Origin of the sequence: Chitinophaga arvensicola (assembly GCF_900110835.1) — a bacterium.
Lineage (GTDB): Bacteria > Bacteroidota > Bacteroidia > Chitinophagales > Chitinophagaceae > Chitinophaga > Chitinophaga arvensicola.
On sequence record NZ_FOJG01000002.1, the window covers coordinates 326,604 to 351,458 of the forward strand.

18 protein-coding genes are annotated in these 24,855 nt (G+C 47.7%); 14 read left to right on the top strand and 4 right to left on the bottom strand.

Translation table 11 applies throughout. The features are described 5' to 3' along the window. Window positions 1-8: 8 nt before the first annotated feature. A complete protein-coding gene (locus BMW79_RS18590) occupies window positions 9-1,181 on the bottom strand; it encodes a glycosyltransferase family 2 protein (RefSeq protein WP_089897159.1) in 1,173 nt (390 codons plus the stop codon). 534 nt (window positions 1,182-1,715) lie between these two features. On the opposite strand from BMW79_RS18590, the gene BMW79_RS18595 reads away from it, so the two are divergent. The 7 genes from BMW79_RS18595 to BMW79_RS18625 all read left to right on the top strand — a co-directional run bounded on the left by BMW79_RS18595 (window position 1,716) and on the right by BMW79_RS18625 (window position 8,723). Continuing rightward, window positions 1,716-2,102, top strand: a complete 387-nt coding sequence (locus BMW79_RS18595) for a response regulator (protein ID WP_089897160.1) — start codon at window positions 1,716-1,718, stop codon at window positions 2,100-2,102. A 58-nt stretch (window positions 2,103-2,160) separates the two neighbouring features. Next, window positions 2,161-3,300 (top strand): sugar transferase, encoded by a 1,140-nt coding sequence (locus BMW79_RS18600; RefSeq protein WP_245752590.1) that lies wholly within the window; start codon window positions 2,161-2,163, stop codon window positions 3,298-3,300. 18 nt (window positions 3,301-3,318) lie between these two features. Continuing rightward, window positions 3,319-4,227, top strand: a complete 909-nt coding sequence (locus BMW79_RS18605; protein WP_089897161.1) for a glycosyltransferase family 2 protein — start codon at window positions 3,319-3,321, stop codon at window positions 4,225-4,227. A 15-nt stretch (window positions 4,228-4,242) separates the two neighbouring features. After that, on the top strand, window positions 4,243-5,004 hold the full coding sequence (locus BMW79_RS18610) for a class I SAM-dependent methyltransferase (protein WP_089897162.1): 762 nt from the start codon (window positions 4,243-4,245) through the stop codon (window positions 5,002-5,004). Window positions 5,005-5,043: 39 nt separating this feature from the next. Next, window positions 5,044-6,237 (top strand): glycosyltransferase, encoded by a 1,194-nt coding sequence (locus BMW79_RS18615; protein WP_089897163.1) that lies wholly within the window; start codon window positions 5,044-5,046, stop codon window positions 6,235-6,237. A gap of 136 nt (window positions 6,238-6,373) precedes the next feature. Further along, complete coding sequence (locus BMW79_RS18620) at window positions 6,374-7,903, top strand: bifunctional GNAT family N-acetyltransferase/carbon-nitrogen hydrolase family protein (RefSeq protein ID WP_089897164.1); 1,530 nt, start codon at window positions 6,374-6,376, stop codon at window positions 7,901-7,903. 388 nt (window positions 7,904-8,291) lie between these two features. Then, window positions 8,292-8,723, top strand: a complete 432-nt coding sequence (locus tag BMW79_RS18625) for a PH domain-containing protein (protein WP_177192244.1) — start codon at window positions 8,292-8,294, stop codon at window positions 8,721-8,723. Between the two features lie 83 nt (window positions 8,724-8,806). Here the strand turns inward: BMW79_RS18625 and BMW79_RS18630 are convergent, their stop codons facing one another. Then, the gene (locus BMW79_RS18630) at window positions 8,807-10,039 is read right to left on the bottom strand and encodes a nucleoside recognition domain-containing protein (RefSeq protein ID WP_089897166.1); all 1,233 of its coding nucleotides are present in this window, start codon (window positions 10,037-10,039) and stop codon (window positions 8,807-8,809) included. 67 nt (window positions 10,040-10,106) lie between these two features. On the opposite strand from BMW79_RS18630, the gene ychF reads away from it, so the two are divergent. The 4 genes from ychF to BMW79_RS18650 all read left to right on the top strand — a co-directional run bounded on the left by ychF (window position 10,107) and on the right by BMW79_RS18650 (window position 18,353). Beyond that, complete coding sequence (gene ychF, locus BMW79_RS18635; protein WP_089897167.1) at window positions 10,107-11,210, top strand: redox-regulated ATPase YchF; 1,104 nt, start codon at window positions 10,107-10,109, stop codon at window positions 11,208-11,210. Window positions 11,211-11,375: 165 nt separating this feature from the next. After that, window positions 11,376-14,705, top strand: coding sequence for a HEAT repeat domain-containing protein (locus BMW79_RS18640; RefSeq protein WP_089897168.1), 3,330 nt, complete (start codon window positions 11,376-11,378; stop codon window positions 14,703-14,705). A 15-nt stretch (window positions 14,706-14,720) separates the two neighbouring features. Further along, the gene (locus BMW79_RS18645) at window positions 14,721-16,361 is read left to right on the top strand and encodes a hypothetical protein (protein WP_089897169.1); all 1,641 of its coding nucleotides are present in this window, start codon (window positions 14,721-14,723) and stop codon (window positions 16,359-16,361) included. 462 nt (window positions 16,362-16,823) lie between these two features. After that, entirely contained in the window at window positions 16,824-18,353 is a 1,530-nt protein-coding gene (locus BMW79_RS18650) for a reverse transcriptase family protein (RefSeq protein WP_089897170.1), read from the top strand. A gap of 75 nt (window positions 18,354-18,428) precedes the next feature. On the opposite strand, the gene BMW79_RS18655 is transcribed toward BMW79_RS18650, so the two are convergent. Further along, complete coding sequence (locus BMW79_RS18655) at window positions 18,429-21,290, bottom strand: TonB-dependent receptor (RefSeq protein WP_089897171.1); 2,862 nt, start codon at window positions 21,288-21,290, stop codon at window positions 18,429-18,431. A gap of 154 nt (window positions 21,291-21,444) precedes the next feature. Beyond that, a complete protein-coding gene (gene metX / locus BMW79_RS18660; protein WP_218150381.1) occupies window positions 21,445-22,485 on the bottom strand; it encodes a homoserine O-acetyltransferase MetX in 1,041 nt (346 codons plus the stop codon). Window positions 22,486-22,609: 124 nt separating this feature from the next. Between metX and BMW79_RS18665 the strand changes: the two genes are divergently transcribed. The 3 genes from BMW79_RS18665 to BMW79_RS18675 all read left to right on the top strand — a co-directional run bounded on the left by BMW79_RS18665 (window position 22,610) and on the right by BMW79_RS18675 (window position 24,813). Further along, on the top strand, window positions 22,610-23,029 hold the full coding sequence (locus BMW79_RS18665; protein ID WP_089897172.1) for an OsmC family protein: 420 nt from the start codon (window positions 22,610-22,612) through the stop codon (window positions 23,027-23,029). A gap of 21 nt (window positions 23,030-23,050) precedes the next feature. Then, window positions 23,051-24,244 (top strand): O-succinylhomoserine sulfhydrylase, encoded by a 1,194-nt coding sequence (locus BMW79_RS18670; protein ID WP_089897173.1) that lies wholly within the window; start codon window positions 23,051-23,053, stop codon window positions 24,242-24,244. 212 nt (window positions 24,245-24,456) lie between these two features. Next, window positions 24,457-24,813 carry a hypothetical protein gene (locus BMW79_RS18675; protein ID WP_089897174.1) on the top strand — a complete coding sequence of 119 codons (357 nt, stop codon included), beginning with the start codon at window positions 24,457-24,459 and terminating at the stop codon, window positions 24,811-24,813. Window positions 24,814-24,855 lie beyond the last annotated feature (42 nt).

The following is a 24,855-nucleotide window of genomic DNA, read 5'->3' on the forward strand; positions in this document are numbered from 1 at the left end:
TTAATATTTTACTTGCGTTTCGATTTTTCCCAGCTGGAAGATTGATTGCCTTTCAGGTAACGGTAAAATCCCTGGTACACTGCGATATTCATAAACAGGAAATAAAAAGGTACCTGGAAGAAACGGTTCTTTACCTGCTTTTCCGCCTGCGAGTAGCCAATGAGGGCCATGGCGTAGAAGGCCAGTTGCGCCGCCAGGCAGGTATACCACCACGGGGATGGTGCATTGATAACCAGGATCACATTGGTGATCAGCAGGAGTAAAAGCCCCAGTGGGCTTAATGTCCAGCGGAGCACGCGGTGTGAAATATATTGAAAAGTAAGTTTTGGATGACGGAAGAAATTTAGCAGGGAAGCGAGTTTTATGATAGCCTGAAATCCGCCGGCACTGATCCGCACTTTTCGTTTATGCTCTTCCTTTATATCTGCTGATGGCGTTTCCATGGCGTAAGCATCTGGTGCATAGGCAATCCGGTAACCCCGCTGGTTAATGCGCAACGAAATAATAAAGTCATCCAGGATCACCTCTTTTTCTACCGGCTGGTAAAGAGCCGTACGGATGGAAAACAATTCGCCGGCGGCGCCTACCACGGAATAGTACTCGGCATCCAGTTTTTTAAGAAAGGATTCATATTTCCAGTAAATCCCTTCTCCCGCTGCTGCGGAGTTTTCGCGGTCGGCATAAATGATCTTCTTTTCTCCGGCTACACCGCCAATCGTTTCATCGGCGTAATGTTTCACGATATTCCGGATGGCGCTTTTATTCAGCAGGGTATTGGCGTCGCAGAAGATGACGATCGGTGTATCTACCAGCTGCATGGCCCTGTTCAGTGCGGCGGTTTTACCATTGCGGGCTGGTTCATGCAGTAGTTGAATACCGGGATGCCTGGCTACCAGGTCCGGGGTCCGGTCTGTGGAACCATCGGTAATAATAATGATACGAAACTTCTCTTTTGGATAATCCAGTTCAAAGGTGTTCCTGATTTTGGCAGCAATAAAATCTTCTTCATTATAGGCGGCAATCACCAGGGTAGCTGCCGGTTCAAAAGCGGTCACTGTATCTGTTGCAGCAGTGGTCCGGCCCTTTAATTTTACCAGGAGATACAAGATGACACCATATCCTATATAGTTATAAAATACAATTAACATGCTGATCCAGAATACTATCGTCGTTGTTTTCATATTGATGCAAAAGGAACTTTTGGGAATGTGATGCGGACAAACTTAAACAACCTTTTTTTCATTTATCCTGCATTTTGCGACGAGAAACAAGAGAAAATAATCATTTACTTTACTTTTCGTCCCGTTTACGAGAAAAAATCAACCATTTACCCAATTTAAAATCCAGCGAAAGGAATATTATTATAATTTGCGCTCAGTTTAGGATAAGTAATCATGTGGTTTGCTTGAAAGGAGTAAATTGCCGCCCCGGGAAAAAAACCGGTACACATCGATCTATTTATCAATAATTTTAACCAGCTTTAACCAGCATCTGACATCTCCTCTGAATTTCCAGTAATCTTTTTAGCCTTGACCCAGTAAAACCTTGCAATTGCTACTGTATAAGTATGTTATACGTATGCCAATCAATTGCACCCATAATTTCTGACCTGATCCTCCGGAAAATCACAACGCATGCCCCCGGGTATGTATTAGTCAAACTTGCTCCCCGTTGGGAGAAAGCTTAAACCGTGATTAACGCAAAAAGATAATTAGATGAAAAAAACTGTATTAATAATTGATGATAGCGCACCTATCAGGTATTTACTGGAGGCTATACTGGGAGCAAAGTATAAAATTGTAACAGCAATGGATGTTCCTACCGCTATGCTCTGGCTGGCTGCAGGCAATAAACCTGATCTGATCATTTCAGATATACAGATGCCTCATGTGGATGGATGGGAACTGATTAAATACCTGAACGGAAATTCACTGTACAACGATGTACCCCTGATCGTACTTTCCGGTACAGAAACCCCTGATGATACAAGAAGACAGGAATATCATTTTTCCGAATTCATTCATAAGCCTTTTGACCCTGCAGGTCTGATGAACAGTGTAGAGAGAAATCTGAATAATGCGGCGATGTCATTGTACGCCTGATACGTTTACGGGAATGCCTTGTTTCTTACTATAACCGAAATCGTAAAGCCCTGAAATTATGATTCATAATTTACCGTTACATCTGAAAGAAAATAAGCGAGAGAAACCGAATGCGAATGTGATTGTTCTGCCTGGCATCAATGCGATGTCTTATAATCTGTCTGTAGGAAATGCAAAGGTGTATAATCACCTGTCGCATGTGGAAATGATTGCTGTGACTGTCCATGATATGGCCACCTTCCGTAAGGTAGTGAAAGACAGGATCGGATTAAATGTATTGCCCGCTTATGTTGTCATCAACCTGGACGAACACCGCCAGCAGCTGCCGGCACTGATGCAATACATCAGGAGTACAGACCGTTTGTCGGCAACACCGGTATTTGTGTATGTAGGAGAAATGACCCCCGACCTGAAAGAAGAACTGGTGAAGGTGGGTGGTATCGATGGTGTAATCACCGGCGCTACTACTGTGGACACTTTCACGCAACAATTAGCTTTCGCCCGTAAAATAAAAGCCCTCAGCGCAGCCAACACACCTGCCAGCCGCCGTATACTGGCCCGCAGCGGAGTGGTGTTGAACTACGCACTGAAACGCTCTTTTGATATAGGCGTATCCGGTACGGCACTGATATTGTTAAGCCCTGTGTTTGCCGTTATCGCAGCGCTCATCCGCCTGGAATCAAAAGGAAAAGTATTTTACAGCGCTCCCCGCGCCGGCAAAATGTACCAGGTATTTCCCTTCTACAAATTCAGAACAATGGTGGCCAACGCCGATAAACTGGTGAATGAGCTCACACATCTGAATCAGTACGACGTGGAAGGCAACAAAGGCCCTGTATTTTTTAAACTGACGAACGACCCCCGTGTAACGAAATTTGGCGCCTTCCTGCGCAATACCAGCCTGGATGAATTGCCACAACTATTTAATGTACTGAAAGGAGATATGTCACTCGTGGGCAACCGTCCCTTACCACTTTACGAAGCCATTACCCTGACCACAGACGATTTTGCACAACGCTTTATCGCCCCTGCCGGTATCACCGGTTTATGGCAGGTGAAGAAAAGAGGCAGAAAGGAAATGAGCGTAGATGAAAGAATTGGCCTGGATATCGATTATGCCCGCAAACATTCTTTCTTTTACGATATGCGCATCCTGGCCAGCACACCGAAAGCACTGGTGCAGAAAGAAAATGTATAACGTAACCCGGATATTTAAATGAAACCGAATTCGACACCACTGGTATCTATTGTAGCCCTCAATTATAACTCGACTACAGTAACCTGTGAATTTCTGGAGTCAACACGACTGCTGAGTTACCGGAATTTTGAGACGATCATCGTGGATAACGGATCGAAAGAGGATCCTACGGCCCAATTGGAAGCCGGTAATTATCCAAATCTGAAAATCATTCTCAGCAAAGAAAACCTGGGCTTCACCGGCGGGAATAACCTCGGCATGAAACAGGCGAAAGGCGATTTCATTTTTATTGTTAATAATGATACAGAGGTAACCCCCGACCTTATTGAACGATTGCTGGAACCATTTGCCGGTGACCCGTTTATTGGTGTAGTATGCCCGAAGATCCGCTTCTGGTATCATCCCAATGTTATCCAATATGCCGGCTTCCGCCCAATGAACCTGCTCACCGGCAGAACCGGCGCAGTAGGCAACAGGGAGGAAGACAATGGCCAGTACGATACCCCCGGCGTCACCAACTGTGCACACGGCGCGGCCATGATGGTGAAAAGAGAGGTGATTGAAAAGGTGGGCATGTTTGCAGAAAAGTTTTTCCTCTATTACGAAGAATCAGATTGGTCGGCAAGGATTATCCGTGCCGGCTATAAAATATATTACAATGGCGCCGGACTGATCTTTCATAAAGAATCGGTGTCCATCGGAAAAGAAAGTCCGCTCAAGGTATACTATCATACCCGCAACCGGATTTTATACATGCGGAGAAATACCAACAGATTACAGCTGACTGTTTTCCTGTTGTTCTTCTCCTTTTTTACATTCCCGAAGTCGGTGCTGCGTTTTACGCTAAAGGGCCAGTTCGCTTATCTGAAGTCTTTCTTCAGAGGCATCTTCTGGAATATGACCACTTCAAGTTATTCTCAAGTCTGAAAAAATAAATAAGCTATGGCAACTATAACTTACGAATACAATCGAATGGCCGATCGCAAGCGCTTGGATTTTATTACGGATGCTATTCGCAATACTATTCCTGCCAATGGTACTATACTGGATGTAGGCTGCGGGAACGGTATCATCAGCCGTCACCTGGGTCAGTTAGGATATAATGTATTAGGAATAGATGTGAGTGAGAAGGCGATTGGCGTAGCCCGCAGTCTTACCACAGCCCCCAACGTGCGCTTTGAAGCGATCAGCGCTGAAAACCTCGTGGCACAGGGAAATACCTACGACGCCGTTGTATGCAGTGAAGTGCTGGAACACCTGGACCATCCGGAAGAACTCCTGAAGGTACTGTACCAGTCGCTCAAACAAACCGGTCGTTTAGTCGTAACCGTTCCAAACGGCAACGGACCCAGGGAAGCCCTGGTGACCAAACCCGTACTGCGGATGCGCAATAACAACACCTGGCGCTGGAGAGCACTGCTCCGCATCAAAAAAGCGTTGGGCTATCAGGGTACTACGGTGCAATCTGCCGCAGACAACCTGGATCACGTACAGTTTTTTACAAAAGAAGACCTGGAAGCTTTGTCGGCTGCACATCATTTCCGTATTGTAAAATACGGGAAAGCCAATTTCCTGGCAGATGTGTTTCCATTTTCACTGGTGGCCAACAGGGTAAAAACTATTCAGAGCCTCGATTGTAAACTGGCGGACGCATTACCGTTGAAATTTTCAACCGGATTTTTTACCATATGGGAAAAAGCCTGAACAGGTAAGCCTTCCATTAATCTATAGCAAGTGATTCAAATGCTACTCATATTGCTGATGATAGTGCAGGTCATCGTGGCCGGCTATCTGTTACAGCCTACTATTTTATTGGCTCTTTACGGGCTTAAAAGGCTCTTTACGTCCGGCAGCAGCCGGAAGTCAGGAGTGGAGGAGGGCCAACGGCAATTTAATTTTGCCGCCATTATCACCGCACATGGTCATCTCACCCTGGTGGCCCCGCTGATCGATTCCCTGCTGAAACAGACTTACGGCCGGTACCGGGTATATGTGGTGGCAGATGCCTGCGAAACGGTAGATCTTCATTACGACGATCCCCGGGTCGTGATCCTGCATCCGCAGCCAGCCCTGAACGCAAAGATTAAATCCATCGATTATGCCATCAACCACTTTGTGGAAGAACATGATGCGCTCATCATTTTCGATGCAGATAACCTTGCACACCCTACGTACCTGCAGGTGCTGAACCAGTACTTTAACCGTGGATACCGCGCCGTACAAACGAACATGCTGCCTAAGAACACCGACAGCCTGTACGCCAGATTGGATGCAGCGGGTAACCTGTATAACAACTTCAACGACCGCGTTATGCGGATGGAACTGGGACTTTCTGCGAATATCTGGGGACTCGGCATTGCGATGGAAACCTCCCTGTATAAGGAGATCGTTTACCAGAACTACCTGGGTGGATTTGATAAAAAGATCCAGGCAGATATCGTTAAAAAGATTCCCCTGCTGGCTTATGCAGCAGAAGCCATGGTATACGACGAGAAAGTAGAAACCGGTGCGTCGCTCGAAAAACAACGTACCCGCTGGATCAATGCTTACTTCAAGTATTTCCCCTATGGATGGGATGTGTTTTATACCGGTATCAAAAGAGGTAAATTCAACCTGGTCTATTTCGGACTTAATCTGTTAAGACCGCCATTGTTCCTGGTGCTGGGCGCAGCCCTGTTCCTCGGTGTACTGAACCTCCTGGTTGATCCGTTGATGAGCCTGTGGTGGCTGGGTGCTATTTCCCTGTTTGTACTTACCTTTTTTGCCATCGTGGCCCTGATGGCCAATGACAGGCGCATCTTTTTATCGCTTTTTTATCTCCCCGGTTTCTTACTGCGGCAGGTAAAAGCCCTGTTGAAAATAAAGGTGGCCAGCAAAACATTCCTCAAAACAGAGAACTCGCGCGTTATATATATAGAAGAAGTTTTAAACCGTTAAGACTTTAAGTTGTTATTTGATCCGGAAAGGTTGGCCTTCGTGCCAGCCTTTCCTTTTTATTACGGGAACCACTGGCACAGCCGCTGGTCTTTACACATTATCAGTTACATTTGTTAGCATACAAAAAAAGTTCCCCATGTCAGAAACAGTAGAAATCAGGCAATTAACAGTAGAAGATTACATGGACCTGAAAGAATCCATGGTATCTGCCTACGCAGATATGGCCGGCAGTTATTGGCGTGAGCCCACGATCCGGCGGTTAATCGGTCTTTTCCCGGAAGGACAGATAGCCGTTACCGTGAACGACAAGGTAGTAGGATGCGCCCTGTCTATTATCGTGGACTATAATAAATTCGGGGATAACCACACCTACGAACAGATCACCGGGTACTATACCTTCAGCACCCATAACCCCAAGGGAGATGTATTATATGGCATTGAGGTGTTTGTACATCCCGATTACCGGGGTAAGCGTCTGGCCCGCAGGCTGTATGACGCCCGGAAAATTCTCTGTGAACAATTGAACCTGGAAGGCATCGTGGCTGGCGGCCGTATCCCGAACTACGAAAAGTTTGCAGATAAACTAACACCGAGGGAATACATAGAGAAGGTGCAGGACCGGGAAATCTATGATCCCACCTTAACTTTCCAGTTCTCGAACGACTTCACCGTCAAGAAGATCCTGAAAAATTACCTGCCGAATGATGAGGCTTCGAAGGGCTTCGCCACCTTACTGCAATGGTTTAACATCTATTATGAACCAGACCAGGATACCATCCGGTATAATAAATCGACCGTGCGTATCGGGTTGGTACAATGGCAGATGCGGGACTACGGCGGACTCGATGGTTTTCTGCAACAGGTGGAGTATTTCATTGATGCCGTGAGCGACTACGGATCCGATTTTGTGGTGTTCCCCGAGTTGTTCAACTCGCCCCTGATGAGTGAGTTCAACCAGATGGATCCCGCCGGCGCTATCCGGGGCGTAGCCAAATACACCCAGCAACTGCGGGAAATATTCCAGCAGCACGCTGTAGCCTACAATGTAAATATCATTTCAGGCAGTATGCCTATCGTTATCGATGAGGTACTATATAATATTTCGTATCTGTGTCGCCGTGATGGTACCTACGAACAATATATCAAGATTCACCCAACGCCGGGAGAAGTATCCGCCTGGGGCATTAAAGGGGGGAGTGAAATAAAAGTATTTGATACCGACTGTGGAAAGATAGGTATCCAGATCTGTTATGATGTGGAGTTTCCGGAGCCGTCCCGTATCCTGGCACAGCAGGGAATGAAAATCCTGTTTGTACCTTTTATGACAGACACCCAGCATGCTTATAACCGTGTAAGATTTTGCGCCCAGGCCCGTGCAGTAGAAAATGAATGTTACGTGGCGATTGCCGGTAGCATCGGAAACCTGCCCAAAGTAAACAACATGGATTTACAATATGCGCAATCCAGTGTGTTCACACCTTCTGATTTTGCGTTCCCGGTTACAGGCATCAAAGCAGAGTCTACTCCCAACACGGAGATGGTGGTGATTGCCGATGTAGACCTGGTTTTATTAAAAGAATTGCATGCATTCGGTAGTGTACAAACACAGAAAGATATCCGTAATGACTTGTATGAAGTAGTACAGAAAATGCCAAAAGAAAAATAACGTATTAGGCTGATTATTATATTTTTATATCTATTTTATTGCGTGGTCACTTTAAGTGAAAGCAGGCAAAAAGGTAATAATTAAGCCGGATATGGAAAGACGAGCGGTTTTAGTTTGAAGGAATGGTTTTATCTTGATGATTTAATTTGTTTAATATCAATATTTTATGATTGTGTAAATTATTCGGTTGGGACAGGCAGTGCTGCTGATATGTAACGTTATTTGTGTTGCATATCAGCAGGAAGAAAAAACAGGAAGTATAACACCATATTGCCAAATTTTTCTATCTTACCCACCGAACTAAAGGAGAGCCCATAATATGCGATACGCCGCCCCGTTGGATGATAATTCGAAGATTGTAACAAATTTGGTTATTATTATCACGCTTGTGTTTTTATGCAGACAGATCACAGATGTTTCCCATGATGCTGTTCTTACTACCATGCTCTTATTTATATTGGTACCAGCTATTTTGGTAGCCTGGTGTCTGAGCCCCCGGTATTACATTCTCACCGCTACTTCCATACTTATCAAGCGACCGCTGAATAGCATCACCATTCAGCTGGAAGATGTAGTAAGATTGAGAAGCATTACTGAGGAAGACCTGGGTACCAGTTCCCGTTTACTGGCACTGGGTGGTATCTTCGGATACCTGGGCACCTACCGCTCCAGTGAAATTGGTAAATACCAGCGCTGGTGTACCAATCGGGAAAACCTGGTACTGATAGAATCCGATAACCGGAAATGGCTGATCAGCCCAACCGGTGCAGAAGATTTTGTAAAGCGGGTGAATGCTGCCATCAATGTGCCTGCGCAATAGGCGTATGTATGCTATAAATGATATTGGGGAGATGATCTTGGATTTGTCCGTGATCATCTCCCCAATTTTTTTGTCGTATGCAGTTAGTGGAAAAACAGATACCCCAGTAAGATAGCGCATAGCATTCCGAAGAAATCGGCAATCAACCCTGCAGCCAGCGCATACCGCGTATGTTTGATATTCACAGAGCCAAAATACACCGCCAGTACATAGAAGGTGGTTTCTGTAGTTCCCTGGATAATACTGGCCAGCTTACCTACGAAAGAATCCACCCCATGCGTTTTCAGGATATCCACCATCAATGCCCGTGCGCCACCGCCACTCAGCGGTTTCATAAAAGCAACAGGCAGGGCAGGAACAAAGTCCGTATTCATTCCCATGGCAGCAAAGAGTAGTCCGATGCCGTGCGTAATGTAATCCAGGCAACCGGTGGTCCGGAACACACTGATGGCAACCAGCATACCCACCAGGTAAGGGATAATGCGCACAGAAACCTGGAAGCCTTCTTTTGCGCCCTCAATAAACGCGTCGTATACATTAATCTTTTTAATCATTCCTGCTACCAGGAAAATGATGACAATGCTGAAAATAATGGCTCCCCCGAGGGAAGCGGTTTTTGGACCAATTTCCGCAGCGGGTAAGCTTTGTACCCAGAACCACAATCCGGCCATGATGGCGGCAAAGGTGGCCAGGAAAATCAGCACCGGTAATTTAAAAAGGTTAATTTTCTGGTAGATGGATACCACAAACATGCCCATGATAAACGCCATGAAAGTGGAAATCAGGGTAGGGATAAAGATGTCCGCCGGATTGGCGGCGCCGGCAGCCAGCCGGATGGCAATAACGGAAGTCGGAATCAATACTACCCCGGCAGTGTTCAGCACCAGGAACATGATCTGCGGATTACTGGCCTCTTCCGGCCTGGGATTGATTTCCTGCAGTTCCTTCATGGCTTTCAGGCCCATCGGCGTAGCCGCATTGTCGAGGCCCAGCATAGTGGCGGAAAAGTTCATCATCATCGATCCCATGGCTGGATGCCCTTTAGGTACTTCCGGAAACAGCTTCGAGAAAAAGGGATTTACCAGCCGGGAAAAGCGCTTAATCATGCCGGCTACCTCGCCGATCCGCATGATTCCCAGCCAAAGCGTCATGATGCCGGCCAGGCCGAGGGAGATCTCCGCACCCGTTTTGGCGCTGGCAAACATGCCGTTCATGATCTCGCCGAAAATAGAAGCGTCATGTAAAACTACCGACTTGAAAAGTGCTACAACGAATGCAATCAAAAAAAATCCCAGCCATACGTAGTTTAATGCCATTAGATTATTGGTTTTTTCAATCAACAAATAAACTAAAATAAACCTATCTTTGCGCAAATTTTAAAAAATGGCTTTGCAAGTTGGAATTGTAGGATTGCCGAATGTAGGAAAATCGACTTTGTTTAATGCGGTGAGCAACAGCGCTAAGGCGCAGGCCAGTAACTACCGCTTCTGTACTATAGAACCTAACGTTGGACAGGTAGATGTACCGGACGAACGTATGCACAAACTGGCAGAGCTGGTAAAGCCTGACCGTGTGGTGCCTACCACCATCGAGTTCGTGGATATCGCCGGCCTGGTAAAAGGCGCCAGCAAAGGAGAAGGTCTGGGTAATAAGTTCCTGGCCAATATCCGTGAGGTAGATGCTATCGTACACGTGATCCGTTGCTTCGAAGATGAAAACATCCTCCGCGAAGAAGGCGAAATCAACCCTGTCAGCGACAAGGAAATCATTGACACCGAATTACAGCTGAAAGACCTCGACAGCGTGGAACGTAAAGTAGCCCGCACCGAGAAAATGGCTAAAACCGGTGGCGATCCAAAAGCAAAAGTTGAATTCGAAATACTGAAAAGATGCCAGGAACACCTGGAAAAAGGACGCAACATCCGCGAACTGGGCCTCAGCAAAGAGGAACGCGTAGCGATCGCCGACCTGTTCCTGCTCTCCGAAAAGCCCGTACTGTACGTGGCCAACGTTGACGAAGCATCCCTTCACACCGGTAATAAATATTCCCAGGCCCTGCAGGAATCCGTGAAAGCGGAAAATGCAACCGTGATCATCATGAACAATACCATCGAAGCCCAGATCTCCGAAATGGAAGATCCGGCCGATAAAGAATTGTTCCTGGGAGAATATGGTTTGACTGAACCTGGTCTGAACCGCTTAATCCGCTCCGCTTACGACCTGCTCGAACTGATCACCTATTTCACCGCCGGTGTACAGGAAGTTCGCGCATGGACGATTCACAAAGGTTGGAAAGCCCCTCAGGCGGCCAGCGTGATCCACACAGATTTTGAGAAAGGATTTATCAAGGCGGAAGTAATTGCCTACGACGACTACGTAAAATACGGGTCAGAAGCTGCCGCCCGTGATAACGGACGTCTGCGAATTGAAGGTAAAGAATACATCGTGGCCGATGGAGATGTCATGCATTTCCGTTTCAACGTATAAGATACTTCTGGATAAGTTCCATGAAGGTTACAACAAATGACGGGTCGGAGCCTTCCGGCCCGTTGCTATATTACCCCTAACGTGTACGCATATATTATATCTTCCTATACGTACAGAATTCAAAATTCTTTTATTAGCTTAGCCCCACTATTTTAATGTTAGCTCATGCGTATTGTCAGGAACGTAAAACTTTTTTTCCGGGAAGGAAACTCGGATAAGACCTATGAAATTGATCTTTGTGAGGTAGGCCCGGAACAGTATATTGTTAACTTCCGGTACGGAAAACGCTTTGGAACCCTGAAAGATGGCACCAAAACTGTCAGCCCCGTAGCGTTGCCCGCTGCCACTACTATATTCGACGCCCTTGAAAAGGAAAAACGAAGCAAAGGTTATCTCGGCGAACAGGAAGCTGTTCAGGACTTATCATTTGTACCCGTAGATACCACCCTCGTGGAAAATGTCCGTCATCGCGCCATACTGAGACGCCTGCAGGACGCAGTAGAAGGTAAAAGCAGTTTCAAGACCGCCTGGGGCACTTCCCGTGTGATCTGGAGAGCCGGTGAAGAAAAGCTTACCGAAGCCGTTCCCTATCTCATCAAACTGGTGGAGAAGGGAGATGGACTACAACGCTACGCGGCCCTCTGGGCCATGGGCAAAATAGCCGATCCCGCCGCTATCCCGGTACTCCGGTCTTATGCCGATAACAGCTCCCGGCCCCTGAATATCAGGATGCTCGCTGCCAACGGCTTACTGCTGGTATTACCTGCAGAAGAAAAAACGGCACATGTCCGTTCCTACCTCGAACGCCTACCTGAAGTTTTCCAGCAGGCAGTAGCCAAGGGTAATACCGAAGAGCTGCTCGCATTACTGCAACAAAGAGTGGTAGTGCAGCAGGAACAGAGTTATCCGTTGCTGGAAGATCTCTATATCGTCGCCTTTGAACAGGCGCCTGTCAGGATCGCTATCGGCAACCTGCTGATGCAGCTGCCTTTCAGACCGTCCTGGTTTCAACATATCCGGCATATCCTTAAACAGGCAGAGCTACGCAGCGATCAGGGCATAGTAGCCATACTGGCCGCCAGGTTCGAAAGGGAAGATCCTATGTTTAAGAACCCGGGAGCATTTATAGATTATGAGGACAGAATTGTTGTCCCATCTACCTATATAAAAGAACTGGATCAATCGCTGCAGGCAGATAAGGAACTGAAAAGACCAACCAGTAAACTGGCTTACTCCGACAGAACCCGTAACTACCTGCATTACCGCATACTACGCAATCTTGGTAAGTTGGGCGCACTGGAAGATATGAATTACGTACGACTGGCAACCGCACTGTTGTTACAGTACGAAGAGGGGAGAGATGCCGCCAAGGAATACCAGTTACGCGAATACGGCTATGTAAATGGCCGCTATACCACCTTCTACCGCCAGTTTCCGGCCAACTCCCGCGCAGTGTATCTCAATTACATTCTCCGTGGAAATGCCGCCAATCTGCAACTCACCCCTAACCGTAAGGAATGGGTAATCAAGGATCCGGAACAGCCTAACGGCCAGGGATCTACGAAAGCAACCCTGGATGCAAATCCTGATGCCGCTAAAAACAACGATAAAGGCGGGTTGATGAAAAAACTCTTCGGCTGGCTCGGTGGCGACAAAGGTAATATCACACCTGCCGTACCGCCCGAATACCAGGCGAATACGCCCGCTCCTGCAAAACCGGTGAGCGACGTACCGTTTCTCCAGCTGTGGCAACAACTGCCACAGGCATTCATTCAACTGCTGATTTCCGGTAAAATGGAAGCAGTACATGCCTTTGCCATGGAGCAACTGAAAGCCCATCCTGAATACGACGCGCTGAAAGCTAAAATGGACGAAGGCGTCATCGCCGGACTCCTCTCCAATACCTTTTCCATCCCTTCCATGTTCGGACTGGAACTGGCCCGGGAAAGATATAACCCGGCCAAACCGGAACTGGGACTGTTTTACGTGCTGGTGATGAGTCCACTCGACCTCGCACGGCTCCAGGGGCTGCAATGGATCCATGATAATGAAGCTTTTTGCTTCGCCGACATGGACTTTCTTATGCAATTGATCTTCTCCCCGTACAAGGAAGTGCGTGACTTCGCCCGCAAAAAACTGACGCCGGCCTATTTATCAACGGAAAAAGCAAGGGTGCTCTGTACCAAGGCGATCTCCGCTTTGCTGGCGCTGAAAGCAGCTACGCCGGAAGGCAACCAGAACCTGAACGATGCCTGCCAGATCCTGGAACAGAACTGCCACATCGTACTAACGGAAACAGGTATACCGGATATTGAAGCACTGCTTCAAAGCCCGGTAGCCGCCTGTCACGCTTTCGCAGCAAGATTACTGCTCCTGAAACAGCACCAGTTCAATTTCAGTGAGATCTCTGATGTGCTGCTGCAAAACCTCATCAGCAACGCATTCCAGCCGGTAAGAGCGGCAGGGGTACAGGTGCTGGAAGCAATGGGCACTACAGAACTGCTGAAAAGACCCGAACTGGTGCTCCATATATTATTAAGCACGTACACGGATGTACGTAACGCTATACGTCCGCTGATCGGTCGACTTGTACAGCAGGATAAACGCCTCGCCGTTTACCTGGTGAATGAAATGGTGCCACTGCTCATGCGCAAAGAAACGGCGGAAGGCATGCATGCAGATATCGAAGCCACGCTCAGCAATGAACTGGTGGAATACCTGCAGGACATAGACACTGCCACCGCCTTGCGGCTCCTGTATGCCAATTACAGGTCAGCCCAGCAGTTCGGATTACTGGTACTGGATAAATATATCCCCGCTGCAGCCTTGTCGCTGAAGCAGGTGATCGCCGCCGGTAACCATGAATTACTCAAAGTAAGGGAATGGAGCTGGCACTTCTTTTATAACAACCTGGCGCGGATCCGCTTTGAAAGAGATGCTGCCATTGGTTTGCTCGATGCAAAATGGGATGATACCCGCCAGCAGGCGATGGAGTTTTTCCGTACCCAGTTCACCGATAACGACTGGTCGCCCGAAACACTGGTAGCGGTAGCCGATAGCGTACGCACAGATATACAGGCCTTTGGCAGGGAACTGCTGATGCGTTTCTTCCGCCAGGAAGACGGTCAGACTTACCTGTTGAAACTGAGCCAGCATCCCAGTGAAGGCATGCAGTTATTTGCCACCAATTATCTGCAGCAATATGCCGCCGGTAACCTGGTATTCCTGCAGGACCTGGAACCTTACTTCCGCGTAGTACTGAGCCGGGTAAACAAAGCCCGGGCTGCGAAAGAAAGGATCTTTACCTTCCTCGAAAAAGAGGCGCTGAAATCACCGGAGGCGGCTACCTATATCGGTCATATTGTGGCACATATTTCTGCCACGGTGTCTATCGGTGACAAAGCCCGGTGTATCAGCATCATGCGTAGCATCCAGGCACAATATGATGTGGAGCTGCCTATTGAATTTGTACCAACAGTCATCAGAGTATCTTAAAAAGTAATCCATTTTATGTTATTCAACTACAGATACAGCGGAAACTCCAACGTGTTCAGCAATGCCACAGCTGCGGGCATTTCTTTTGCACCGGATACCCGTCGTGACCCTACTTATTTTGTGGGTAAGCTGCATAAAAAAATAGCTTTCCGGGAAGCCATCTCCGCCCTGCATGATGTGGTGGTATCGGATCTGCGCTTCAAACCAAAAGATAAAACGGCCTATAAAGAATGGGCTGCCCAACAGGAAACCATCTGGCTGGCTGAATTTATGAACGGCTATGATGCAAAAGCCGCCGATCTGCGCATGGAAACCCTGAAAGGGGAACTCGACGTGATCCAGCAGCAAAAGGATAAAGTGATGGCGCCGTTTTATAAAGCAAGAAAGAATTACTTCGATTATCTATACCAGAAGGATCGCGATACCTGGTTTGTACTGGATCCCGTGATCAGCGTACATCCGGATGAACTGTTCTTTGAATGTTTCAGCCAGGACGAATCCACCTACGGTAAGCTGAGCGCGAACTACAACGTATTCAAGGAAGTAAACGAGTTTGAATGCGGGACTACCAATATCGATTATTCGGCCGCGTTATACAATGAATTTCAGAAAATCAGGGACTACAAGGAAACTGATTTTAAAATAGATCCGGGGGGCTTCCAGGTACAAACTTCGCAGGAAGAACTGTACCACGAGGTAAAGATCGATCTGCCAGACAGCTGGGTAAGAGGGTTTCTGCAGGTAAGTTCTGCGATGACCTTACCAGCGGCTTCTTTCGATCTTCATCCGATGGATGTATATAACTTCTGTTCCTGGCTGCGCCGCTTTAAAGAAAAGCGTGGCCCGCGTTCTATCCGGTTTATCCTGGAACCAGGCAAACCGGTACGCGCCGTGTTTGAACCCTGGAACCACGAAATCGTATGTGCTAGATCGTTATACAAAGGCCCGCAGCAACGCGAAATCAGGATATGGGGGAGAAGAAGACTGCTGATACTGGAAAGACTCATCCCAATTGCACGCAAATTTACGGTGCATCTTACCGGTAACGGGCTGCCTTCCTTTTATGTGGCGGATCTGGGCGATATGCAGTTCACACTGGGCCTCAGCGGCTGGACGGCCAACGACTGGTCGCGCGCCGGTCAGTTCGACCTGATGGCGCCACGCGCTGCAGTAAGCGATGCAGAGAAACTTACTGTTTTTGCCGACCTGAAAACCAGGTGGATGGCCAAACCGGAAACGATTGCCTCCGCTACAGGATTGAGCAAAGCCACCGTACTCGGCGCACTGGGTATTTATACCCAAGCAGGTAAAGTGATCTTCGATCTGCACACCGGCTTTTACCGTTTACGGGAACTGAGTCGTGAACCTTTACCGCTGGATGAGTTACGTTTTGCTAATCCGCAGGAAGCCGAAGCCTCCAAACTGGTACAGGCTGGTAAAGTGGAATATACGGCAACGGATATTCCGGGGGTAGGTTTGCAACTGAAAGGAAATGTAAAAGGCGCACAACGTATATACCATCCCGTTATAACCATCGATGCGGATGAACGACTGAGTAACGCCCATTGTGATTGCAATTTTTATAGCACGAATAAATTATACAAAGGCCCCTGTGAACACATGCTGGCACTGCGTATCGCGCATTCTGAAAAATAAAATTGCAAAATAAAAGTAGGAGGTGTTTTTATTTTCCGGAATAATTTTCTACCTTGCTGACACGTTAATAAACAAAGATCTTTGTAAAGAGGAATTGATTGCACTTGCGCCCGAAAAGGGACGAATGATGTTTCGTCATTCAGGTATTCTGACTATACATGCTTCACTAAATGCAATCTTTACTTTGGGAGGGGCCTACTATACGCATATTTCCGGTAGTAGCCCCGAGGGCTGAAATATGCGTATAGTAGGCCCCTCCCTGGAGTTGATTGATTTAGTCAATGGTTTGCACGAAGGCCTTTTCCTCTTTACAGAATTTTGTTTTTCTCCCACAGCAAGGCTGTATCACCGGCCAGTTTTACCCTCCCACTGATTTTTATGTTCACCGGCAATTTTTACGTATAGTAATTACCGTAAGATAATATCCGGCAATGAAAATGAATAAATACAAACATATTTATCATGTCCTTAACCCGTCAACTACTGTACGATAGAATACGTGCATCCTCCAAAGAGGAACTTATATTGCAGGAAATGACGCGCCTGGGTTTCTGGGCCGAAAACTTAGCGCAGCCAAGCCCCGCCGCCAGCCTCATTCAGCAGGAAACGGAAGTACGCCGTCAGCTGAATGACTTGATCAACGAGCGCCAGAAATACCGCAACAAACGGATGATGCTGGAAGACATGCGCAAAGCCCGCATGGCCAAAGCCAAACTCAAAAGAGAAGAAACCAAGCAACGCCGCGAAACCGCCCGGAAAGAAAGGGCTGCTGCATGGGCTATTACCAAAGATCAACAGATTGTTTATCTCGGGGAAGAAGTGTCCGCCGGGCTGAATAAGGTTGTACCCGACCTGGTGCAATTACAAAAATTCGGATTACCCGTCTTCGCGGACGCCAACGCACTCGCTACCGCCATGGGCATCACCCTCGGTAAACTGCGGTACTTGTCGTTCAACAGGAAAGTCGGCCATCATACCCACTACCAACGTTTTCAGATTCCTAAAAAATCCGGCGGCAGCCGCACCATTTCTGCGCCTATGCCGCAACTGAAAGCGGCACAACACTGGATCCTCGAAAATATTCTCTATAAAATAAAGAACGATGTAGCTGCCCATGGCTTTGTACCCGGCAAATCCATCGTTACCAACGCCGCGCCGCATACCGGGCAGGATATCGTGATCAATATCGATCTGCGCGACTTCTTCCCATCTATCGCCTACAAACGCGTTAAAGGATTATTTTGCAAACTTGGTTATGCCGAACAGGTAGCCACCATCCTGGCGCTGATTTGTACAGAACCGGAAGTAGATGAAATACTGCTCGATGGCCGCAAATATTATGTAGCCAAAACGGCCCGGCATCTCCCGCAGGGAGCACCTACCAGCCCCGCTATTACCAACCTGATCTGCTTTAAACTGGACAGGCGTTTTACAGGTCTGGCAGAGAAATACGGTTACGCCTATACGCGGTATGCCGATGATATGACGTTTTCCGCCAAAGGCCCGGCAGCAGACAAAGCCGGCCAATTATTACGCGCCGTGAAAATGTTTGTAAAGGAAGAAGGATTCACCATCCATCCCGATAAACTCAAGGTGATGCGCAAAGGCGATAAACATGAGGTAACGGGTATTGTTGTCAATGAAAAACTGAGCCTGGACCGTACCACCCTGCGTAAATTCCGTGCGCTGTTACACCAGGTGGAAAAAACCGGCCTGGCCAATAAGAGCTGGGGCAAAGGAAAGAATATTATCAGCAGCATGGAAGGCTATGCCAACTTTGTATACATGGTAAAACCCGAACTGGGAGCTAAGCTGAAAGCTACGCTGGCAGCGCTGTTGCAAAGACCCGATATTAAATCGGAAGCAAGAGGTTTGTGGACGGGAGAAGTGAAGGAAAAGAAAGTAAGTGATACGCCGGTGGCGCCAACTGCACCTGTTAATCCACCGCCATCATCAGCATCTTCGGAGAAGCCCTGGTGGGACGTATTGTAAACTGTCATTATTATACATAAAAAGCCCCGGATCTTTTTCTGCTCAGCAGAAACAGTTATCCGGGGCTTCCTCTTTTTATAAATTATATCCTAAGGAAATATACGCCTGTGTTCCCACAGTAGGGTTACCCCATGATTGTACGTATTTCTTGTTCAGCAGATTGGCTGCCCCTACTTTAACAGTGGTTTTAGCTTTCGGGAAAAACTTGCTCACCATGGCATCCAGTGTACCATAGGCAGGAATTTCGCTCAATCCCGCAGCATTTACATTCGGGCCAACAAAGGAAGATTGCCATACGAAGGAGTCCTGCCATTTCCATAAAATGTTGAATGCAAAATTGGAGTTCGCAATATTGCGGTTGCCGAAATTCAGGCTGTAGCGCACTTTTGGTGTGTTATACATCGCGAGGAAAGAACCGAGATCCTTCTCGTTGGTCAGTTCATTAAAGGATACATTACCACCTGCTGTAAAATTCGCCGGCAGGCTGTAATCCAGTCCCAGTGCCCAACCCCATGAGTGTACTACCTGCGTGGCGCTCACCGGTACAGAGAAAATTTTATTGACGGCAGGATCGTTGGTAGGTTGCACCAGCACCTGTGTACCATTCATATTTTTGAAATCATTCTTATAGATATACGCATCGATCAACAGTTGTTTGGCGATCACCGCTTTGTATCCTATTTCATACGCCTGTATTCTCTCCGGCAGGAATTCGCGGAAAACATACTGGGTAGGTGCACCTGCCTGTACAGATTGCAGGGAGAACAGCGGTCCTTTATCCAGGCCATAACGTTCACGCAGGAACGGCAAGCCACCGATCAGGTGTGCCTGTGGCGTTACGAGGTCGATGTACTGATCCTGGTTATGTGGAATACGGAAACCGGTCTGGTAGGAAGCGCGGATATTCTGTGTGCCAAGGAAAGTATACACGGCAGATAAACGTGGGCTGAACTGACCTTTGAAGTTCATGTTCTTATCATAACGAAGGGAACCTGTCAGCTTCAGGTGATCATCTACCAGTTTTTTCATGATCTGCAGATAACCGCCGTATTCGTTGATGCGGAACTCTTTGCCGTTATCGTCTACTGCAAACAGCGTTTTCTCTGAGTTCAGTGCGTAACGGCGATAGTTACCACCCACCAGTATTTCAGCAAAATGGATCAGGTTATGGAAGTTGTACATAAACTCAGCCTGATACAGGTTTGTTTTATCTGTAAACTTCGCACCTACACCGGATGCATCCCCTGGGATGGCTTTATTTTTAACCTTGTCGGCAGCGGCATCAAATTCAGGTGTACCGGGAAGCAGGCGGCCTTTATCTGCATTCGCCCTGGCAGCACTGATGAAGTTGGCTTGCTGGGCCTGAACGGCCGCCTGGGCGGCTGCTAATGCAGCAGCAGGACCCTGACCCAGGTTGTTCTTAAAAGTGTTTTGAAACAGGGTGCCTGCAGCAATACCATAGGTGCCAAAATATTCTGTATACCATTGCTGGCTGGATTTCCAGGCTTCATTGATACCGGATGCCAGTGTACCACCTGCATAGCTGTCGCCGGATCTTTCCTGGGTAGTATATAATCTTACATAGAAGTCAGGGCTTTTTAATTCCACTTTATACTGACCCATATTGAAGTTCTTCAGGGAGTATCTGTCGGCGCCGGTGTATACCGTTGTACCCGCCCCGTAGCTGCCTTGCAGGATAGCTTCCAGGTTGCTGGTGATCCGGTAGTGAAGGGCTGCATTCAACTTGAGGTTTTTAGTGGTATAATCTACCACATCGCTTTCATTGTAGCCGGTGCGGGTAACGTTCGACATGTTTTTAGGCGGCAGAATAGCATCGTACAGTTGTTGTGCAGTAACCGCGCCGCCGAGTTGAGCTGCCAGTGCAGTCAGTTGTGGCATGAGCGTAGATTGCAGCCCGGTGTACATGTTAACGGTATTTTCATCACCATACACATTTACGCCATTGTAACCTTCATTATTGGCGCGGGTACCGTTTGCCAGCGTATGTCCGTTGGCGAGGCTCTGGTCGCGGTGATCATATGCCTGCCAGTCTTTCGCCTGAAGATAACCTACGTTCAGTTTAAACGCTACCTTATCACTGAAGGCATGCGCATAACGGACAGACGCATCGTAGTAGCCGGTGGTGGCAGTAGTACGGCCATTATCATTCAGGATCCCGGTTTTCACCTGGGCACTTAAACCCTGATACTGGAATGGGTTTTTGCTGGTCATCAGTAAAATACCATTGAGTGCATTGGGACCATAGAGGGCAGAAGCAGCGCCTGGAATCAGTTCCATGTTGTCGAGATCCAGTTCCGGAATACCCACCATGTTACCCACCGCGAAATTTAGTCCTGGCGCCTGGTTGTCCATTCCATCGTTCAGTTGTAATACGCGCGTGTTGCCGTTACTGTTAAAACCCCGGGTATTCACGGATTTAAAGGTTAAGCTCTGCGTGCTCATTTCTACGCCTTTCAGGTTGGCCAGGGCATCATAGGCAGAGGGGGCCGGGCTGGCCCTTAATGCGCGGGCATCCAGCTTTTCAATGGAAACGGGCGATTGCAGGATACTTTCCTGGGTACGGCTGGCAGCTACCACCACTTCCTGTCCGAGGATTTCAGTGGAGGCCAGCGCCAGGTCGAGCCTGTCGGTAGCAGAAGCAACTTCTTTTTCTTCAGTTTTGTAACCTACATACGAAAACACCAGTGTTAACGGGAACGCATGAGTGGTTTTAAGGGAAAAGGCGCCGCCACTACCTGTAATGGTACCGGAACTGGCGCCTTTCACGCTGACAGTTACCCCTGGCATTACGTTGCCGGAGCTTTTGTCGCGTACAGTACCATTAATAGTGGCTGCAGTTTGTGCTGAAATTACCTGGGTCAGGGATAATAAAAGCACCAGACAGCCTGTGAAGGCTTTGATTAGAATGCTTCTCATACACGATGGTTTTTATAAAGGTTTAGACTCGGTTTAACTAAATATAAAGAAAAAAAACCGTATACGACCATCGCGGAGGCACTGATTAAAATAAAAGTGCAGCGGTATTTTTCCGCTGCACTTTTTATCTTGTAAGCTATTGTAAATCAATATGCTATCCGGCCATCCATTCACGCAGGATCTTTCCGATTTTCTCAAATTCAATGAGGAAACCGTCATGCCCGTACGAAGAATCTATTTCATGATAAGTAGCGTGGGGAAGATGGGCAGCCATCAGCTGTTGTTCTTCCGGCGGACATAAAATATCGCTGCTGATACCGATGAGCAACGTAGGCTGTTGGATATGTGAAAGGGTAGTAGTAATGTCTTCATGGCGGCCACGGGCAATATTATGACTATCCATTGCCTTGGTGAGCAGCCAGTAGGATTGTGCATTAAAGCGCTTTACAAGTTTATCACCCTGGTAGTTGATATAGGAAGATGCCCTGAAATGATCGGTCTTTTCCTTGTCTTCGTCCGACTGGGCGCGTACAAAGGTCTGGTAGTTGCGGTAAGTAATCATACCGATGGCCCTGGCGGCTTTCAGTCCCCGGGAACCCGCGCTGTGCGTCTCGTCCTGCCAGGTGTAATCTGCTTCTATGGCCAGTCGCTGAGCGGTGTGAATAGCAATACCCCAGGCACTTTCAGCAGCCCCCGTACATAACAGGAAAAGGCGGTCGGTGACAGAAGGTTCCAACAATGACCATTCCAGCGCCTGGTAGCCGCCCATGGAACCACCGATCAGCAGGTGGATGTGCGGAATCTGCAGATGCCGGCGGAGCAGGATATGCGCCTGCACCATATCCCGGATGGTAACAGCCGGAAATTGATGATACCAGGGCCTGTCCGTATCCGGATTGGTGGTATGCGGACCACTGCTGCCATAGCAGGAACCAATGATATTGGCACATACAATGAAATGCCTGGAAGGATCAATTGCTTTGTCAGGGCCGATTAAGCCGGTCCACCAGTCAGCGGCGTCACTGTTGGCCGTGAGGGCATGACATACCCACACCACATTACTGCCATCCTCTTTCATCGTACCATACGTATGATACGCGATGTGTAATCCTGGTAATACCTCTCCGGACTCTAACCGGAATGCTGCTTGACTGTGAAATACCTTTGCCGACAATGCTTCTTCGAATTTGCGCAAAACTACAATATCAGAATTAAAAAGTGTAAAATATAGCCCATCATTTACGAATTAGCCCCTAATAGCGTCCGCTGCGTAATTCCTGATTGATTTATTTTATCTTTGTTGAAGTAAATTAATAATCATGAAGATAGCATTACAAAGAGTAGATGACGGATTTAATATGGAGGCGGTAGATGAAAACGGCCACAAAGTACTGATGGACTCATCTCTGGAGAATGGCGGTAAGAATAATGGCATCAGACCTATGCAGATGGTAATCATGGGACTGGGCGGTTGCTCTGCCATTGACGTGATGATGATCCTGAAGAAACAACGCCAGGAAGTAACCGATTTCCGGATAGAAATTGATGCAGAAAGAGAAAAAGGTAAAGAGCCTTCTCTCTGGGAATCAGCCCACCTGATTTTCCATCTCTCCGGTAACATCGATCCCGATAAAGCAGCACGCGCTGTGGAATTATCTATGAACAAATACTGTTCTGTAGCTGAAACCCTGCGTCAGGGCAATACCAAACTGACCTGGGAAGTGAAATTGAACGCTTAAAATGCTGTAACTACCATATTCATGAGCAAAGACAACAAAAAGCAATACCAACCGGATACCAATGCAGTAAGATTGCAGATGCCCAAAACGGATCAGATGGAACACTCCTCACCGATGTTCCTCACCTCCAGTTTCTGTTTTGACAATGCAGAAGAAATGCGCGCTACCTTCGCGGATGAAACCGACTTTAATATCTACAGCCGTTTCAGCAATCCCAACGTAGATGAATTCGTAAAGAAAATGTGTGCGCTCGAAGGAGCCGAAGCTGGATATGCTACGTCTTCCGGCATGAGCGCTATCTTTGCTGGTTTTATGGCGCTTCTCAAAACGGGCGACCATCTCTTATCGGCCCGCGCTATTTTTGGATCCACCCATACCGTGATTACGAAGTTCCTGCCCAAATGGGGTATCGAAACTTCCTATTTCGATATGACCGATACAGCCAGCATTGAAGCCATGATCAAACCCAATACCCGGATGATCTTCGTGGAAACACCGTCCAACCCGGGGCTGGAAATCATTGACCTGGAACTGCTTGCCGGTATTGCCAACAAACACAATATTATTCTCAACGTAGATAACTGCTTTGCCACACCGGTACTGCAACGTCCTATCGAATACGGTGCACATATCGTCACTCATTCGGCTACCAAGTGGATCGATGGCCAGGGACGCGTATTAGGCGGTGTTGTGGTAGGTAAGAAAGAGCTGATCAAGGAAATTCATACTTTCTGCAGAAGCACCGGCCCGGCTATGTCGCCATTCAACGCATGGGTGCTCAGCAAAAGCCTTGAAACATTGTTCGTAAGGGTAGAACGCCACGCTGGCAGCGCGCTGAAACTGGCGCAGGGACTGGAAAATAACCCACATCTGCTGTCAGTGAAATATCCGCTGCTGCCAAGTCACCCGCAATACAATATTGCCGTGAAACAAATGAGCGGCGGAGGCGGCATTGTCTGCTTCGAACTGAAAGGCGGTTTGCAACAGGGCGTCCGCTTCCTGGATGCGCTGGAACTCCTTTCACTCACCGCCAACCTGGGCGATAGCCGCAGTATTGCTTCTCATCCGGCAAGTACCACACACGCGAAACTTTCTGATGAAGAAAGAGCAATTGCCGGTATAACGCCAGGGCTTATACGAATTTCTGTAGGCCTGGAGAATATTAAAGATATCCTGGAAGATATAGAACAGGCATTGGAGAAAAGTGCTCAGTAGGGAAGAGCGCCTTCGGCGCTTTTGTCCCGGCTTAGGCTCAGGATGATTTTCCTGTTTTTTGTTGTTTGATATTTGGGGAGATAGAAGGGGAGTGATCCGCTTTTATCTCCCCAAATCACTTAAATCCATACAAAATCAAATCAGGGCAATAGGCACAATCAGTTTAATCCTGGGAAAGACAAAATTCGCATAAATCTCCTTATATTAGAATTATGAAATCATTTGCACATTTTCTCTTGATCCTTCTCCTGGCTTATGTAGCAGGTATGGTATTGCCCTGGTGGAGTGTTGCACTCGTTGCTTTTCTCGTGACGCTGCTCATGCCTCTGTCGCCCGGCAAATCATTTTTCAGCGCATTCATGGGGGTATTTGTACTGTGGCTGGTACTGGCATTTTACATGGATGTAAGAAATGATCATCTGCTGGCTAACCGGATGAGTGAAATGATTTTGAAAGTCCGCAGCGCCCCGCTGATCGGCGTAGTCAGTTCCTTTATAGGAGGCCTCGTAGCGGGCTTTGCAGCCAGTTCTGCCGCGTTTCTGCGCGCCGCTAAAAAGACCGCAGCCTGATTACTTATCCAGGCTGTTAAAATTCTGATAAAACAGTTTACA

Bases quoted from the DNA above. Each gene is read 5' to 3' on its own strand.
- ychF (WP_089897167.1), top strand. From the start codon at position 10,107: ATGGCTTTGCAAGTTGGAATTGTAGGATTGCCGAATGTAGGAAAATCG.
- BMW79_RS18630 (WP_089897166.1), bottom strand. From the start codon at position 10,039: ATGGCATTAAACTACGTATGGCTGGGATTTTTTTTGATTGCATTCGTT.
- BMW79_RS18645 (WP_089897169.1), top strand. From the start codon at position 14,721: ATGTTATTCAACTACAGATACAGCGGAAACTCCAACGTGTTCAGCAAT.
- BMW79_RS18665 (WP_089897172.1), top strand. From the start codon at position 22,610: ATGAAGATAGCATTACAAAGAGTAGATGACGGATTTAATATGGAGGCG.
- BMW79_RS18595 (WP_089897160.1), top strand. From the start codon at position 1,716: ATGAAAAAAACTGTATTAATAATTGATGATAGCGCACCTATCAGGTAT.
- BMW79_RS18650 (WP_089897170.1), top strand. From the start codon at position 16,824: ATGTCCTTAACCCGTCAACTACTGTACGATAGAATACGTGCATCCTCC.
- BMW79_RS18600 (WP_245752590.1), top strand. From the start codon at position 2,161: ATGATTCATAATTTACCGTTACATCTGAAAGAAAATAAGCGAGAGAAA.
- BMW79_RS18640 (WP_089897168.1), top strand. From the start codon at position 11,376: ATGCGTATTGTCAGGAACGTAAAACTTTTTTTCCGGGAAGGAAACTCG.
- BMW79_RS18670 (WP_089897173.1), top strand. From the start codon at position 23,051: ATGAGCAAAGACAACAAAAAGCAATACCAACCGGATACCAATGCAGTA.
- BMW79_RS18655 (WP_089897171.1), bottom strand. From the start codon at position 21,290: ATGAGAAGCATTCTAATCAAAGCCTTCACAGGCTGTCTGGTGCTTTTA.
- BMW79_RS18610 (WP_089897162.1), top strand. From the start codon at position 4,243: ATGGCAACTATAACTTACGAATACAATCGAATGGCCGATCGCAAGCGC.
- BMW79_RS18605 (WP_089897161.1), top strand. From the start codon at position 3,319: ATGAAACCGAATTCGACACCACTGGTATCTATTGTAGCCCTCAATTAT.
- BMW79_RS18675 (WP_089897174.1), top strand. From the start codon at position 24,457: ATGAAATCATTTGCACATTTTCTCTTGATCCTTCTCCTGGCTTATGTA.
- BMW79_RS18620 (WP_089897164.1), top strand. From the start codon at position 6,374: ATGTCAGAAACAGTAGAAATCAGGCAATTAACAGTAGAAGATTACATG.
- BMW79_RS18615 (WP_089897163.1), top strand. From the start codon at position 5,044: ATGCTACTCATATTGCTGATGATAGTGCAGGTCATCGTGGCCGGCTAT.
- BMW79_RS18590 (WP_089897159.1), bottom strand. From the start codon at position 1,181: ATGAAAACAACGACGATAGTATTCTGGATCAGCATGTTAATTGTATTT.